The organism is Bdellovibrio sp. 22V (assembly GCF_030169785.1).
Classification (GTDB): Bacteria; Bdellovibrionota; Bdellovibrionia; order Bdellovibrionales; family Bdellovibrionaceae; genus Bdellovibrio.
In genome coordinates, this window is sequence record NZ_CP125854.1 from 797858 (window position 1) to 813046 (window position 15189).

Genomic DNA, 15189 nt, shown 5'->3' on the forward strand with positions numbered 1-15189 from the left:
TAACATGTCTTCAACTTTTTAAAGGGACTTTTAAAGTATGAAACTTTTTATCAGCATCTTGTTGCTCATCTCTGCGACTTCCTACGCTCAAAAATCCACAGAAGTGGTGGCTCAGGTTGGCAAAAAATCTATCACGGTTGAAGAGTTCAACAAAAAATACAACGAAGTAAAATCGCAAACAATCAATCCACCTTCTAAAGAGCTTTTCTTGGAAGATTTGATTCGTTACGAAGTAGGTTTGCAAGAAGCCGAAAAGCGTAATTTGCAGAAAGATCCTATCGTACAAGAGCGCTTCAACCAGGAAATGTACAAGGCATTGCTTGAAAAAGAAATTGGACCTCGCATTCAAAAGATCCAAGTTTCTGACAAAGAAATGCAAGCTTGGTATGCGAAAAATCCTGAGCTTCGTACAAGCCACATCTTGATTGAATTCAAGCCGGGCGCAACGGCGGCGCAAGTCGCTGAAGCAAAAAAACGCGCGACGGAAATTTATGACGAAGTTAAAAAGAGTAAAAGACCGTTTGAAGAACTTGTAAAACTTTATTCAGACGACGCTCTTTCGAAACAAGCCGGCGGTGATATCGGCTGGCAATCTCGTGTAACACTTGTTCCTGGATATTATGAGGCGGCAGCGTCTATGAAGGTCGGTGAAATCAAGGGGCTCATCGAAACTCAATTCGGCTTCCACATCATCAAGTTGACAGGCAAGCGCAGCTTTGAAAACGCAAATAAGCGCCAAATCAGAGCCGCTGTTTTCGATGAAAAAAGAAAACAGATCTTCAACGACTATTTCGATAGATTGAAAAAGTCGTACACAATCAAAGAAAACAAGAGTGCGATCAGATAAGGAAACTTACTAGATGAAATCTCTAAAGAGCCCCGCTAAGACGGGGCTTTTGACTTTTTTGGGCCTTACTTTAACTCTGTCTTTGGTGGGTTGCCCTTCCAGTTACCAAAAGATCTCTACGAAACCCGTAGAGAAAGTGAACGATCACGTCCTGACCTCCAAACAGTTCGCCAATCAATTAGCGCGTAGACTTCGTAACTTCGATGCACTTGCCGCAAAAGACCCCAATAACATCCACCGCGTGAAAGAAGAGATCCTTAAAGACTTCTTAGTTAAAAGTCTTACGCTTGATTGGGCGCGCGCACAGAGCATTGTCATTACGGAATCGACTCTGGATAAAGAGGTGGATAAGTTGCGAGCGAATTATCCTGACGACCTTTCGTTCCGCAGAGCTTTGGCGCAGGAAAACCTCTCGTTTTCCGAATGGCGCGAAGAACTTCGTTATTCTCTAGTTGAAAAAGAAGTTTTCAAAAAGATCAACGAGAAGGTCAAACCTCCGACGGACGAAGAAATTAAACGTTACTACGAAGACAATAAAGACCGCTTCAAACGCAAAGAGCGTATTTACATTCGCCAAATCGTTGTCGATGAGGATGCGAAAGCGGACGCCATTAAGGTCGATCTAAAAACGAACGAGTTTTCGGAGCTGGCAAAGAAATATTCCATCACTCCTGAAGCAAAAACGGGCGGTGTTGTTGGCTGGATTGAAAAAGGTTCTGTCGATTACTTCGATCCTCTTTTTACCGCAGGATCTGGAGTACAAACTGTTAAAAGTCCTTTTGGCGTGCATCTGATTCGCGTTGAAAAGAAAGCTCCGGCGACGACTCTTCCCCTGGAAGAAGTTAAATCACAGATTATTCGCGCTTTGCGCGCACAACGCGAGCAGGCAGAATACGTGGCTTGGCTTGATGCTCAGCTCAGAAGTAGTAAAGTCTTAAAAGACTACGATTTGATGAATTCCATTAAGGTAGATACACGAGGAACCAATGATTAATATTCTCTTTTCTTTGCTAGTAGCGGCTCCTGTCCACGCTGAGATTGTGGAAAAAACTGTGGCTATCGTGAATACGGAACTCGTCCTAGAGTCTGACTTTAAAGAACTTGAGAAGAAAATTGGCAAGCCGGGTCTTATCGACGAGAGTCTTCTTTTCGACAAACCTGCATCCAGCCTTAAAGGAAATCGCAAAGCGCAACTTGATTACTTGATCAATGAAGCCCTTTTGCAGGCTGAAATCAAACGCTTGAACCTCACAGTGACAAGTGATCGCGTCGAAGCGGAATTGAAGGACATGGCAAAAAGAAACAACGTGAGTGTTGCGGATTTGCCTAACATCATTCGCAGCCAAGGCATCACGTATGACGAATATAAAGCGTTTCTTAAAGACAGTATTGAAAAACGCGCTTTGATGGATACAGAGATTATTTCAAAACTTCGTATCTCTGACGAAGATGCTTTGAATGAGTATTTAAAAACAAATCCAAACAATCGTCCTTCCATCGACGAATTCTCAGTAGCGCACATCTTCTTTAACCCGAAAAAGGGCGGAGCGGAAGCTTCGTTGAAACGTGCAGAAACTGTTTTGGGTAAGCTTCGCACGGGCGACAGCTTCGATAATCTTGCACAACAGTTTAGTGAAGATCCGAATTTTTCCGCAGGCGGCAGCCTCGGAACCTTTAAGTCCGGCGAGTTCCTTCCAGAGATTGAAGAGGCTATTTCAAACTTGAAAGTGGGCGAGACCACTCCCATTGTTAAGTCGCGCATGGGTTTTCATATCGTAAAACTCACGGGTAAAAAACTGACTCCGGATCCTAAGTTTGAAAAAGCAAAAGAGCGCATTAAGGCTCAGTTGCTTGAGGCGAGTTTCAAACGTCAACTTAAGAGCTGGTTGCAATCTAAGCGCGACGAATCTTTCGTTCGTATCAATGAGTAAAGTTAGAATTGCTCTTACCACGGGTGATGTCGATGGCATTGGCTTTGAAGTCACTGCCAAAGCCTTGCATCACCTCGGCCCGCAAAAGAACGCACAATTAATCCTTTGGCGTTCTGAAAACGTCGACAAAAGATATCTTCGTCTTATTGATCAAAAGTTCGAGCGAATCACAGTTGATTCATTAGAAGAGGCTTTAAAGATTGATGGACCTTATCTTGTCGACATCGCTTCGGATCTTTCACCAGCTCACTGGGTTGAGATCAGCGCGAAGGCTTGTCTCGCGAAAAAAATCGACGGTATCGCAACGGCGCCTTTATCAAAAACTTCAATCAAAGAGGCCGGATTTAAAGATCTTGGTCACACAGATATTTTAAAGCGTCTTTCTAAAAGCCATTTCGTAAATATGGGATTTGTCGGAAGTAAGTTTAACGTCGTGTTAACGACGGCCCATATTCCTGTTGCTAAAATTTCTAAGAGTTTGAATTTCAAAATTCTTTCCGAGTCCTTACTGAATGCCAATGACCTGCGAAAGAAACTTCCTGCCAATCAACAAAAGAAACCTATCGCGATTTTGGGCTTAAACCCGCACGCCGGAGAAAAAGGTTTGATCGGCACAGAAGAATTGTCCTTATTTCCGCACATCAAAGACTTCGCAAGGGATAATAAGATTCCCGTGGATGGCCCCCTCGTTCCTGACGCCGCATTTTTTCCTACGAATTGGAAAAAGTATTCGGTCTATCTTGCGCTCTATCACGATCAGGGTCTTATTCCTTTTAAAACAATTCATGGCCAAGACAGCGGAGTCCACATGACTCTCGGTATTCCTTTCGTCCGCACCAGTGTAGATCACGGGACGGCGAAGGATATTTTCGGTCAAAACAAAGCCAATCCACATTCCATGATTGATGCCATTCGCTGGGCGATAAAATTAGCTCGACTGTAGAGCTCTAAGAATATATTTCTAAATACCTGAAATAATTGAGGTGATTATGTTCCAACCTGTCATTTTTAGAGAATACGATATTCGCGGTGTCTATAACGGACAATTCGACGATAACTTCGCATACCTCCTTGGCCGCGCTTATATCGTTTACATGAAAGACGTCGCAGGCGTCAGCAATCCAACAATTGCTCTTGGTCACGATGCGCGCGAAAGCTCTCCAGCTATCATCAGAAATCTTGCAAAAGGTATGATGGAGTCGGGTGCTAAAGTTATTCACTTGGGTCTTGTAACGACTCCTGTTTGCTATTTCTCAACATTTGAGTTGAAGGGTGTTAACGGAGCCATTCAAGTTACAGGTTCGCACAATCCACCCGAATACAACGGTTTTAAAATCTCTGTCGGCAAAGGCACTATCTTCGGCGCGGAGATCCAAAAGCTTCGCCAGATCATCGACAAGGGACAATTCATCGACGGCAAAGGCTCTGAAGAAACATTCGATATCAAACCGATGTACTACGAGCGCTACCATAAAGAATTCGGCGAGATCAAAAACGTAAAAGTCGTTTTGGATTGTGGTAATGGAGCCGGTGGTTCCGTTGTTCGCGGTTTGTTCAACGCCGTCGGTTTGAATCCGACGATTCTTTTCGAAGAGCCAGACGGGAAATTTCCAAATCACCATCCAGACCCGACAGTTGAAGAAAACTTGGAAGATCTTAAAAAACAAGTTCTTAAAGAAGGCGCAGTTGCTGGTATCGGTTTCGACGGAGACGCCGACCGTATCGGGGTTGTCGATCATACTGGAAAAATGGTTTACGGTGACGAGTTGATGGTCATCATTTCCCGCGCGATTCTTGAAACACAAAAAGGTGCAAAGATCATTGGCGACGTAAAGTGCTCTGATCGTTTGTACCAAGACGTTGCAAAACATGGCGGTCAACCGATTATGTGGAAGACGGGGCACTCTTTGGTGAAAGAAAAAATCAAAGTAGAAAAAGCTCCATTCGGTGGAGAAATGTCCGGTCACGTATTCTTCGCGGATCGCAACTACGGGTATGACGATGCTCCTTACGCAGCTTTGCGCTTGGTAGAGATCTTGGCGAAAACAGGAAAAACAATTCCGCAATTGCTTGAAGGTTTGCCACCATCATTCAACACACCAGAAATCCGCATCGACACAACAGAAGAGAAAAAAGTTTTGATCGTGGAAAAAATGATCGAGGCTTTTCCGGATAAACCAGGCACAGACTACAAAGTTGATTTCACTGACGGCATCCGCTTAAGTTTTGCAGACGGCTGGGCTCTTTGCCGCTCATCCAACACACAACCAGTTGTCGTCGTTCGCTACGAATCCACAACTCAAGCCGGCCTCGACAAAATCCGCAACCGCGTAGAAGCCGTAGTAAACAAGTACCTCTAAAAGGTACCCGCTTCCTATTCTTCACGAATAGTACACTGTAAAAAACAAAAGCCCGTTCCAAAAGAGCGGGCTTTTGCATTTTTAGACCTCATTGATTTTAGAGGTCCACAAAATAAAAAAGGCCGGTATTGCTACCAGCCTTTTAATTTTAATCATTTACACCAACCAACTAAGGTTGGCGATAAGGGCGCAAGTCGAGACCCGACAAAGAAGTCGATCGGGTCCTTAGCGACGACCGCGATTACGCCAAACGAAGAGCGATGATCAACGCGTAGATAACTAGAGACTCAATAAGAGCTAGACCCAAGATCATTGGGATCAATAGTTTACCAGAAGCTGCTGGGTTACGAGCGATACCATCAAGAGCTGTAGAAGCTGTTTTACCTTGAGCCATTGCACCTGCGAATACAGACAATGCGATAGCGATAGCAGCTGCGATAGCAACCAAACCGCGGTCAGTAGCAACAGAAGCAGCAGCTTCAGTAGCAGCTGGAGCAGCGTCTTGTGCGAATGCAGATACAGAAGCCAACAAAGCAACCATAGCAACGATCATTTTTTTCATGTGATTTCTCCTCAATATGAGTGGTTAAGTTTGCTCTCTAGTGATCGTGTGCAATCGCGAATGCCACGTAGACCATTGAAAGCAATGTAAATACAAAAGCCTGAACAAAACATACGAACAATCCCATGATGTAGAATGGGATCGGTACACCAATTGGTACTAGATCCAAGAACACAGACAATACTGTGTGGTCACCCATCATAACGTTCGCAAGACGAAGACCCAATGAGAACGGACGAACCATGTGTGAAACAAGTTCAATCACGAACATCAAAGGTGCCAAGAAAAGAACCGGGCCCATGAAGTGCTTAAGGTAAGCGAAGATGCCGTTTTCTTTCACACCTTGGAAGTTGTAGAACAAGAACATCAAAACACCGAAACCGAATGTCGTGTTGATGTTCTCAGTCGCAGGAGTCATACCTGGAATCATACCGATCAAGTTGTTAAGTAAGATGAAAAAGAAAACTGAAGTGAAGAACGGAACATAGTGTTTGCCGTGTTCGCCGATAACCATGTCAGCAAGACCTGACATCATCTCCGTCAACATTTCCATGATGCCACGAAGAGAGAATTTGCTAGCAGGAAGAACTGCAACTTCACCTTTACCAAGTGATGCGCGAGCAGCAACGCCGATAGCGACAGTAGCAACAGTAGCAGCGCCAAGAGTTGCAACGTGTGCGTACTCGTGACCTACACCAGGAATCAATTGTGTCCAGTTAAACGACATGGTCTTTTCCTTCTCGTAAGGATTCTTTCACTGCATACACAAATGCAGCGAGAATAAAGCTGGCAACTCCGATGGCGAACCATAAAGTGTCGAACCATGGAAGAGCCGTAAGCTTAAAGATAATAATCCCTAAAATCGCGTACTTAAATACAATGATCCCGATAGATAGGGCAACCAATTTCTTCTGGAAGATCAATCCCCATCCCCAAGCGAGGAGTAAAAAGCTCAAAAAGATGGTCCCCGAGCCCGCCATATAGGAATAAGCTTGGGGTGGCGCAGCAAACAACCCTAAAAGCAGGCCGCCAAGCGCGATCACAAAAATTTGCGTGATGAGAATAGACTTCATGAAAACCTAGGGTTTATCGGAATCTGAGTTTTTCTCTTCCTCTTTTTGCAGCTTGCGAAGCAGCCAAATGACTCTCCAAAGCCAACCAATCAAAGCCGCAAACGTAAGACCCACAAAAATAAGTCCCTTCGTTTGATACTTCTGATCGAGGAATTGCCCTAGGTAAAAACATCCCAAGATCAAACCGACAAGTTCAAAGCCCATGGATGCAAAAATTATATACTTCTTCATTACTTCCTGAAGCCTTTCGCACCCGGAGCGTTTTTCATACGCTCTTGCAAACGTTTGATACGAAGCTCGATATACTCGGGAGGTTGATAGTTGGATTTATGCTCTTCTAAAACGGCAATCGCACTTTTGAAGTCAAAATTTTCTTCGTAACAAACTGCCAGGGTCAGAGCGACGTTTTCCTGAATCGCTTTTTCCGGATATTTTTGAATAAGACTTTTAAAGATATCCGCAGCTTTTCCAAAATCTTTTCGTGCGACAAGAATATTCCCTTTCAACATCAAGGCGTTGAATCGAGTGTTGTCGTCACTTTTGAGTTTCAGCAATGAATCGATCTCCGATTCAGATTGGAAAAAATTATTTTGATAGTACTGCGCACGCGCAATATTCATTTTGTACTGAGCCGCCTCAAAATCCGTGTGAGGCATCTGTTGCAGTTTGGAATACTCAATAATCGAGCGCTGATAATTCTGCAGATTATTAAAATAAATCGCCGCGATTTGCTTTTGCGACTCAAGACGCTCTTTTTCATCCGGAGAGTGCAAAACAATAAAGTGATGGTATTCAATCGCCTTATTGAAGTCTTTGATTTCAAAGAATGAAATACGCGCGGCTTCGCGAGCTGCTTCCAGTGGATATTTCGTCGGCGCATTTCTTTTGATAACTCGGTCAAGATAACCCAGGGCAATTCGGTAGTGCTCCTGGGCGATCTCTTTTTCGGCTTGTTTAAAATCTGCTTCTTCCTGGGAAGAGCAGGCGGTGAGTCCTAGCACTAAAACAATCAGAAAAATTCTGATCATCTTACTGAGTAACTCCCTCTGTTGTTGGAGCTGGAGTCGATTCCTCGCTGCCTTCATCCTCAACGACGGCTACGCCGGTAACTGTTTCTTCTTTCTCGTCGATATTGATAAGGCGAACACCTTGAGTGTTACGGCCAAGAACAGAGATGTCCGTCATCTTCATGCGAATCACTTGTCCTTTATCTGTAGAAAGAATCAGTTCGTGTTTCTCGGAAACCTTCTTGGTTCCGATGACCACACCCACTTTGTCAGTCGTTTTCTGAGTGATGATACCAACACCACCACGGGACTGAACGCGATATTCACCAGTTTCAGAACGTTTACCGTAGCCTTTAGATGTCACCATCAAGATTGTGTCTGTCGTGTTCTTCTCAAGAACTTCCATCGCAACAACAATGTCGTCTTTCGCAAGAGTGATTGCTTTCACGCCGCGAGCAGTACGACCCATACCACGAACGTCGTTTTCGTTGAAACGAATCGACATACCTTCTTTAGTTGCAATGAAGATATCGCTTTGTCCATCAGAAATCTTAACGTCGATAACGCCGTCATCTAGATCCGTCGTCAACGCAATGATACCGGCTGTTCTTGGATTCGCGAAAGCATCCAAAGATGTTTTCTTGATCACACCTTTTTCTGTCAACATTACAACGTATTTGTTTTCGTTGAACTCATCTACCGGAAGAATTGCACGAACACTTTCACCGCTAGCAAGCTGAACAACGTTCGCCAAAGATTTACCTTTAGACGTTCTTGTTCCTAGAGGAAGTTTGTGCACCTTACACCAGTAAACTTTACCTTTATCTGTGAACACTAAAAGCATTGTCTTCGTGCTCGCAGAGAAAAGATCCGTTACATAGTCTTCTTCTTTCGTCTCCATGCCTTTCAAACCTTTACCACCACGTTTTTGCGTGCGGTATTCCGCTGTCGGCATTCGCTTAATCAGACCTGTGTTTGTCACAGTGACAACCATGTCTTCATCGGCGATCAAATCTTCGTCTTCGATATCATCCAAGCTTCCTTGGATTTGTGTGCGGCGAGGATCTGCGTAACGTTTTTTGATATCTTCAAGCTCAGATACGATAATTTTATAAATTTCACGAACGTCGGAAAGGACGAATTTCAACCAGTCGATTTGTTTCATCAATTCTGCAAGTTCAGCGATGATTTTATCACGCTCCAAACCTGTCAAACGTTGAAGACGCATTTCCAAAATCGCAACGGCTTGTTTTTCAGAGAATTCGAATTTCTGCATCAAAGCTTCGCGGGCAGCGTTTGCCTCCTTAGAAGCACGGATAGTTTTGATAACCTCTTCGATATGATCGAGGGCTTTTTTCAAACCTTCCAAGATATGCGCGCGCTCTTGGGCTTTCTTAAGTTCAAAGATACAACGTTTCGTAACAACGTCACGACGGTGATCCACGAACGCTTCCAGCATGCCTTTAAGATCGAAAGTAACCGGTTGGTTTTTCGCATCCAAAGCCAGCATGATAATACCCAAGCTGATTTGCATTTGCGTGAATTTGTAAAGACGATTCAAGATCACGCTGGCGTTTTCACCGCGCTTCAATTGAATCACGATACGCATACCTTCACGCGAAGACTCATCGCGGATATCAGAGATACCTTCGATTTGTTTGTCACGAACAAGGTCCGCAATGCTTTCGATCAATTTTGCTTTATTAACTTGGTAAGGAATCTCGGTAACGATGATTTCTTCACGGTCTTTAACCTGAACGATTTCCGCAACCGCTTTCAAAGAGATAATTCCGCGGCCTTTTTTATAAGCCTGAAGAATACCTTCGCGACCTGCAATCACACCGTAAGACGGGAAGTCCGGTCCCTTGATATGTTGCATGAGATCTTCAAGTTGGCAGTCCGGATTATTGATCAAGTGCACGCAACCGTCGATCACTTCTCCTAAGTTATGTGGAGGAATGTTCGTCGCCATACCTACGGCGATACCCGCAGAACCGTTCACTAAAAGATTCGGAAACTTTGCAGGAAGAACCGTTGGAATTTCTAAAGAGTCATCGTAGTTCGGACCGAAAGAAACTGTTTCTTTTTCGAGGTCGTTAAGAAGTTCTTCAGCAAGGCTCGTTAAACGAATCTCCGTGTAACGCATGGCTGCCGGGCTATCACCGTCGATAGAACCGAAGTTTCCTTGTCCATCCTCAAGCGGGTAGCGCAAAGAGAAGTCTTGCGCCATACGAACCATTGTATCGTAAACGGAAGCGTCACCATGCGGATGGTATTTACCGATAACATCCCCGACCACACGAGCCGACTTCAAGTACGGTCTGTTGTGGCGGTTGTTCATTTCACTTTGTGCAAAAAGAACGCGACGGTGAACCGGTTTCAAACCGTCACGCACGTCAGGAAGAGCACGTCCCACGATAACTGACATCGAGTACTGCAAGTATGCTCCGCGCATTTCCTTACTAATATCGACGAGGGTTACGCCTTTTTCTTGATTATTTTCCATAGATCACCAGTTTCAAAAACTAAAATTAAACATCCAAACTACGAGCAAGAAGAGCATTGTCGTGGATAAACTGACGACGAGGCTCAACCATTTCACCCATCAGAATCGAGAACGTCTCGTCGGCCGCAACAGCGTCGTCGATCGTCACTTTCAAAAGGGTTCTGTTTTCTTTATTGAGCGTTGTTTCCCACAACTGCTCTGGGTTCATCTCTCCCAATCCTTTGTAACGTTGGATGTAGATTCCTTTTTTCGTAGATTCCATCACATGCGTATAGAAGTCGTTGTAGTTTTCAAACTGAACTTCTGTTTCACCTTCAAGAATCGTCAACGGAAGAGTACTGATAGTTTGGATTTGCGCCCAGATCTTACGAAGTTCGATAATCTCTGAAGAACGTAGGTTGTCCTGACCAAACTTCGTCGTCATGCGATCGGCGTATCGAACAGTGTAGATGTCAGCATAAGAACGGCCTGCTTCATCTTTTTTAACTTCGCCTTTGTACTCCGTGATTCCCAATTTTTGATCCGCATTAATCCATGCGCCCAAATCTTTCAAAGCGGTTTCGATTTTCTTATCGTCAGCCAGCAAACCTTCGAAGTCGTTCACTTTGCTTAACAAGAAATACAAAACATCTTTGTCGTATTTTTTCGAGGAAACACGAAGCAAGTCGTTGAAACGTTGAATATTCAAGATCAACTGACGAAGTTCTGATTCAGGAAGATTTTCTTTGCCTTTAATTTTGAAGTTATTCAAACCAGAGCTCAAAAGATACTCTGTCAGAGCCGCTTCATTTTTCAAATAAGTTTCTTCTTTGCCTTTTTTCGCTCTGTAAAGAGGCGGTTGCGCAATGTAAACGTAACCACGCTCAAGAACCATCGGCATTTGACGATAGAAGAACGTCAAAAGAAGAGTCATGATGTGCGATCCGTCGACGTCGGCATCGGTCATGATGATAATTTTGTGATAGCGGATTTTATCCACGTTCACGTTATCTTTGCCGATCCCAGTTCCCAAAGCCGAGATGATAACTTTAATCTCTTCTGAGGAAATGATTTTATCAAAACGCGCTTTTTCGACGTTCAAGATCTTACCTTTCAACGGCAAGATTGCTTGCGTACGACGATCGCGACCTTGTTTCGCGGATCCACCGGCAGAGTCACCCTCCACCAGGTATAATTCGCAAAGAGCAGGATCACGTTCTTGGCAGTCCGCCATTTTTCCTGGCAATGAGCCGCCATCAAGAGCTGTTTTACGACGAGTCAAATCACGAGCTTTACGAGCCGCTTCGCGGGCACGCGCCGATTCCACACACTTGCTGATGATGTTTTTAGAAACGGAAGGATTGCGATCCATCCAGTCCGCAAGTTTTTCATTCACCAAAGATTCAACGATACCTTTAACTTCGGCATTTCCTAGTTTTGTTTTCGTTTGACCTTCGAATTGCGGCTCACGAACTTTGACAGAGATGACCGCTGCCAAACCTTCACGGATGTCTTCACCCTCAAGGTTTGTTTTAAGATCTTTCAAAAGATTTTTTTCCGTCGCGTAAGCATTCGTTGTACGAGTCAATGCCGCACGGAAACCAACAAGGTGAGTACCACCTTCATGTGTATTGATGTTGTTACAATATGTGAAAATAGATTCAGAGTAAGAATCATTCCACTGCATTGCGATTTCAACATCGACATTGTCTTTCTCACCACGGAAGTAAATCACTTCATTGTGAAGAGATTTTTTAGATTGATTCATGTACTGAACGAATTCAGCAACACCTTCCGCGTATTGAAAGTCTTGTTTCTTTCCTGTGCGCTCGTCCGTCAATGAGATGTGAAGACCGGCATTTAAGAAAGCCAATTCACGGAAACGATTCGCCAAAGTCGCGAAGTCATAAGACAAGGTCTCGTCTTTGAAAATATCGCGATCTGGTTTGAAAGTCGTTTTCGTACCAGTTTTAGTAGTTGCTTCGCCTTTTTCAATAGGCGCTAAAATTTTTCCGCGCTCGTAGTTTTGTCTCCAAAAATGACCATCACGTTGAACTTCAACACTTACACGAGTGGAAAGGGCATTCACAACGGAAGCACCCACACCATGAAGACCACCGGAAACTTTATAACCGCCACCGTCGAACTTACCGCCGGCGTGAAGAACTGTCATAACAAGTTCAAGAGCGGATTTTCCAGTTTGTTTTTGAACCGCAACCGGAATACCACGACCGTCATCTTCGACAGTGATTGATTCATCCGCATTGATAGAAACTTTGATTGTTTTGCAATATCCTGCAAGGTGTTCGTCTACGGAGTTATCCACAATTTCATACACAAGATGGTGATAACCTTTGAAAGCGGTATCACCGATATACATCCCTGGACGTTTACGAACGGCTTCAAGACCTTCAAGGACTTGAATCGAGTCGGCGGAATATGTTTTTTGTTCTTCGACTGACACTGTAACCCCTTACTTAGAAAACGGGCGTACTCCAGTTTTCTTATTCTGGAGTCGCGTTAATCAAGAATGTGACCATCCTTGATGCGCAGAACGGAGAGCTGATCGAGGCTGAAAGAATCAGGTAATGAAAAATCTGTTGTCGTTACAAAAATCTGCGTATTGATCTCATGTAAGAACGTAATCAACGCATCTCTTTTGGCTTTATCGAGCTCAGATAAAACATCATCTAACATCAGCACGGGATAGGTTCCGTGAGCCTTCCTATGATACACAATTTGGGCCATTTTGAAAGATAATATGATGGCTCTTTGCTGCCCTTGGCTACAGTAAAATCTTGAGTCTTTTTGCCCATATAGGAACACAATATCGTGCTTGTGCGGGCCTACTAGACTGGAGCCCGAAGAGAGCTCCGCATCATGCAACTCGCGAAGACGTTTTTCGAGCGCAAAATAGACTTCTTCTCGGGAAAAACTCACCGCATTTTGATCGGAAATCACGTATTCCACGGAGATATCCACAGCCGTGTTCCCAGAAATGTACTGCATGGCATTATTAAAATCTTTGGAGAGACCCGCTAGTGCAGCGATGCGGGCGTACGCTAAATCGGCTCCTAAACGCAAGAATTGGGGGTTTAGAGCGTCCAAAAGGTTCTCGGTGACCGTTTTGTCGTTCAAACCCTCTAAATGGTTTTTAAGGATCTTGTTACGAGTTTTGAGTGCTTTTCGGTAATCCGATATCAAATCGGCGTTTTTCCGGTCAAAGGTGACAAGCAAATCATCCACAAGTTCACGGCGATAATCAGCGCCTTCTTTGATCGACGCCAAACTTTCCGGACTAAACACAACGCTCGCGAAAATTTTGCGAATGTCGGTCGGTCGAACTTTTTTATCGTTGAGTGTAAGTACCTTGCGCGATTTGGATAGTCCCAGTGTGAGTTTGTAGCTTAGATCATTTTGCCTAACCAAAGCTTGGATAACCGATTCAGAAAATTGCGCGTTGATAAGAGTTGAGTTGTCGCTATAGCGAAAAGATTCACCTTGGGAAACGAGATATAAAGCTTCAAGGAGATTTGTTTTTCCTTGGCCGTTCTCTCCGAGGAAAACATTCACTCTCGGAGAGAAGGGAACAACAACGTCCCGATAATTGCGAAAATTAACAAGACGAAGTTTTTCGAAGATCATCAGATTCTCATAGGCATCACAACGCAAGTGTAAGAAGCGTCGTTGTGAGGTCTCATCAAACCTGGCGAAAGATGGTCATTCAATTCGAAATCAATTTTGTCTTGATTCATGCTCGTCAAGATATCCGTGATATACTTCGCGTTGAAGCCGATCTTGATATCGTTGCCGGCATATTCAACTTCGATTTCTTCTTTCGCGTCACCCAACTCAGGATTGTTCGAAGAAATCTCCATACGGCCATTTGAAAGATTCAAAAGAACCGCTTTTGATTTTTGATTTGCTAAAAGAGAAACACGTTTCAACGAAGTGAGGAAAGCTTCTCGGCTGATCATCACTTTTTGTGAAAGTTTCTGTGGAATAAACTGTTGATAATTCGGGTACTTTCCTTCGATCAAACGAATCATCAAGATTGTTGACGAATGTTTCAATACGAATTGCGAACCTTCGATAGCGATTTCAACATTTCCCTCGATGCTCTCCAAAATCTTTTTGATTTCATGAAGGCCTTTACGAGGAATGATCACGCCTTGAGTTGCGTTTACTTTCACCTCGGAAGAAGGTTTATTGACCAAGCTCATACGATGACCGTCTGTCGCCACCATTTTGAATCCACCTTGTGCATTCAACTCGAAGAAGACACCGTTCAAGTGGTACCGAGTCTCATCATTTGAAACAGAGTAGATTGTTTTATCAATCATCTCTTTCAACACTTGCGCATGAATAGAGATGAAAGCTTGCGAGTTGTAAGTTGGGAAGATCGGATACTCTTCAGCCGAGATACCTACGATTTTTGAAGTGTACTTACCTTGTTTAATTTCAAGCCAGTTATTTTCTTTTTTGATTAGAGTGATAGGACCTTCTGAAAGTTCTTTGGCAATTTCAAAAAGACTTTTTGCACTCACCGCAACTTTACCAGGTTGATGAACTTGAACTTTGATTTGGTCTGTAAGGCTGACTTCCAAATCCGTTGCGAAAACTTTCAAAGAGTTTTGATCCGCTTCAAGAAGAACGTTGATGAGAATAGGCATTGTGTTGCGTTTCTCAACGATGTTCTGTGTTTTTCCGATAAGGCTTAATAGATCTCTCTTATCAATTTCAAGTTTCATGAAAAACCCTCTTTTAAAGACCCTCTTATTATCTATTACTATTAATATAAATAACTAGTAGTAGTAGTAGGGGCGTGGAAAACCTAACAAATCTCCTAAGTGCATGTAAACACTAAAAAACACTTGTGGATAAGCTCTCTGTACAAACCCCGGTGAAACTCTTCGATTTTGGG

The 15189-nt window shown here is 43.7% G+C and carries 14 protein-coding genes; 5 read left to right on the forward strand and 9 right to left on the reverse strand.

The window, feature by feature from the left end; all coding sequences use genetic code 11:
* Positions 1–37: 37 nt before the first annotated feature.
* From QJS83_RS03845 to QJS83_RS03865, 5 genes are read left to right on the forward strand one after another with little or no spacing between them, the layout of a single operon-like run.
* Positions 38–847, forward strand: a complete 810-nt coding sequence (locus tag QJS83_RS03845; protein WP_284607781.1) for a peptidylprolyl isomerase — start codon at positions 38–40, stop codon at positions 845–847.
* 13 nt (positions 848–860) lie between these two features.
* Entirely contained in the window at positions 861–1841 is a 981-nt protein-coding gene (locus QJS83_RS03850) for a peptidylprolyl isomerase (protein ID WP_284607782.1), read from the forward strand.
* Positions 1834–2778 (forward strand): peptidylprolyl isomerase, encoded by a 945-nt coding sequence (locus QJS83_RS03855; protein WP_284607783.1) that lies wholly within the window; start codon positions 1834–1836, stop codon positions 2776–2778. Before QJS83_RS03850 ends, QJS83_RS03855 begins: the two co-directional genes overlap by 8 nt.
* Positions 2771–3721, forward strand: a complete 951-nt coding sequence (locus QJS83_RS03860; protein ID WP_284607784.1) for a 4-hydroxythreonine-4-phosphate dehydrogenase PdxA — start codon at positions 2771–2773, stop codon at positions 3719–3721. The genes QJS83_RS03855 and QJS83_RS03860 overlap by 8 nt, the downstream gene beginning before the upstream one ends.
* A gap of 46 nt (positions 3722–3767) precedes the next feature.
* Positions 3768–5138 carry a phosphomannomutase/phosphoglucomutase gene (locus tag QJS83_RS03865; RefSeq protein WP_284607785.1) on the forward strand — a complete coding sequence of 457 codons (1371 nt, stop codon included), beginning with the start codon at positions 3768–3770 and terminating at the stop codon, positions 5136–5138.
* 241 nt (positions 5139–5379) lie between these two features.
* Here QJS83_RS03865 and QJS83_RS03870 read toward each other — a convergent pair whose 3' ends face one another.
* The 9 genes from QJS83_RS03870 to dnaN are packed head-to-tail and all read right to left on the reverse strand — an operon-like array spanning position 5380 to position 15016.
* Complete coding sequence (locus QJS83_RS03870; protein ID WP_284607786.1) at positions 5380–5700, reverse strand: ATP synthase F0 subunit C; 321 nt, start codon at positions 5698–5700, stop codon at positions 5380–5382.
* 37 nt (positions 5701–5737) lie between these two features.
* Entirely contained in the window at positions 5738–6427 is a 690-nt protein-coding gene (atpB, locus tag QJS83_RS03875) for a F0F1 ATP synthase subunit A (protein ID WP_284607787.1), read from the reverse strand.
* A complete protein-coding gene (locus QJS83_RS03880) occupies positions 6417–6773 on the reverse strand; it encodes a hypothetical protein (protein WP_284607788.1) in 357 nt (118 codons plus the stop codon). The genes atpB and QJS83_RS03880 overlap by 11 nt, the downstream gene beginning before the upstream one ends.
* 6 nt (positions 6774–6779) lie before the next feature.
* Positions 6780–7004 carry an AtpZ/AtpI family protein gene (locus tag QJS83_RS03885; RefSeq protein ID WP_284607789.1) on the reverse strand — a complete coding sequence of 75 codons (225 nt, stop codon included), beginning with the start codon at positions 7002–7004 and terminating at the stop codon, positions 6780–6782.
* Complete coding sequence (locus QJS83_RS03890) at positions 7004–7801, reverse strand: tetratricopeptide repeat protein (protein WP_284607790.1); 798 nt, start codon at positions 7799–7801, stop codon at positions 7004–7006. The genes QJS83_RS03885 and QJS83_RS03890 overlap by 1 nt, the downstream gene beginning before the upstream one ends.
* A gap of 1 nt (position 7802) precedes the next feature.
* Positions 7803–10286, reverse strand: coding sequence for a DNA gyrase subunit A (gyrA, locus tag QJS83_RS03895; protein ID WP_284607791.1), 2484 nt, complete (start codon positions 10284–10286; stop codon positions 7803–7805).
* Between the two features lie 25 nt (positions 10287–10311).
* Complete coding sequence (gene gyrB, locus QJS83_RS03900; protein WP_284607792.1) at positions 10312–12729, reverse strand: DNA topoisomerase (ATP-hydrolyzing) subunit B; 2418 nt, start codon at positions 12727–12729, stop codon at positions 10312–10314.
* A gap of 56 nt (positions 12730–12785) precedes the next feature.
* A complete protein-coding gene (gene recF / locus QJS83_RS03905; protein ID WP_284607793.1) occupies positions 12786–13910 on the reverse strand; it encodes a DNA replication/repair protein RecF in 1125 nt (374 codons plus the stop codon).
* Positions 13910–15016 (reverse strand): DNA polymerase III subunit beta, encoded by a 1107-nt coding sequence (gene dnaN, locus QJS83_RS03910; protein ID WP_284607794.1) that lies wholly within the window; start codon positions 15014–15016, stop codon positions 13910–13912. Before dnaN ends, recF begins: the two co-directional genes overlap by 1 nt.
* Between the last annotated feature and the right edge of the window lie 173 nt (positions 15017–15189).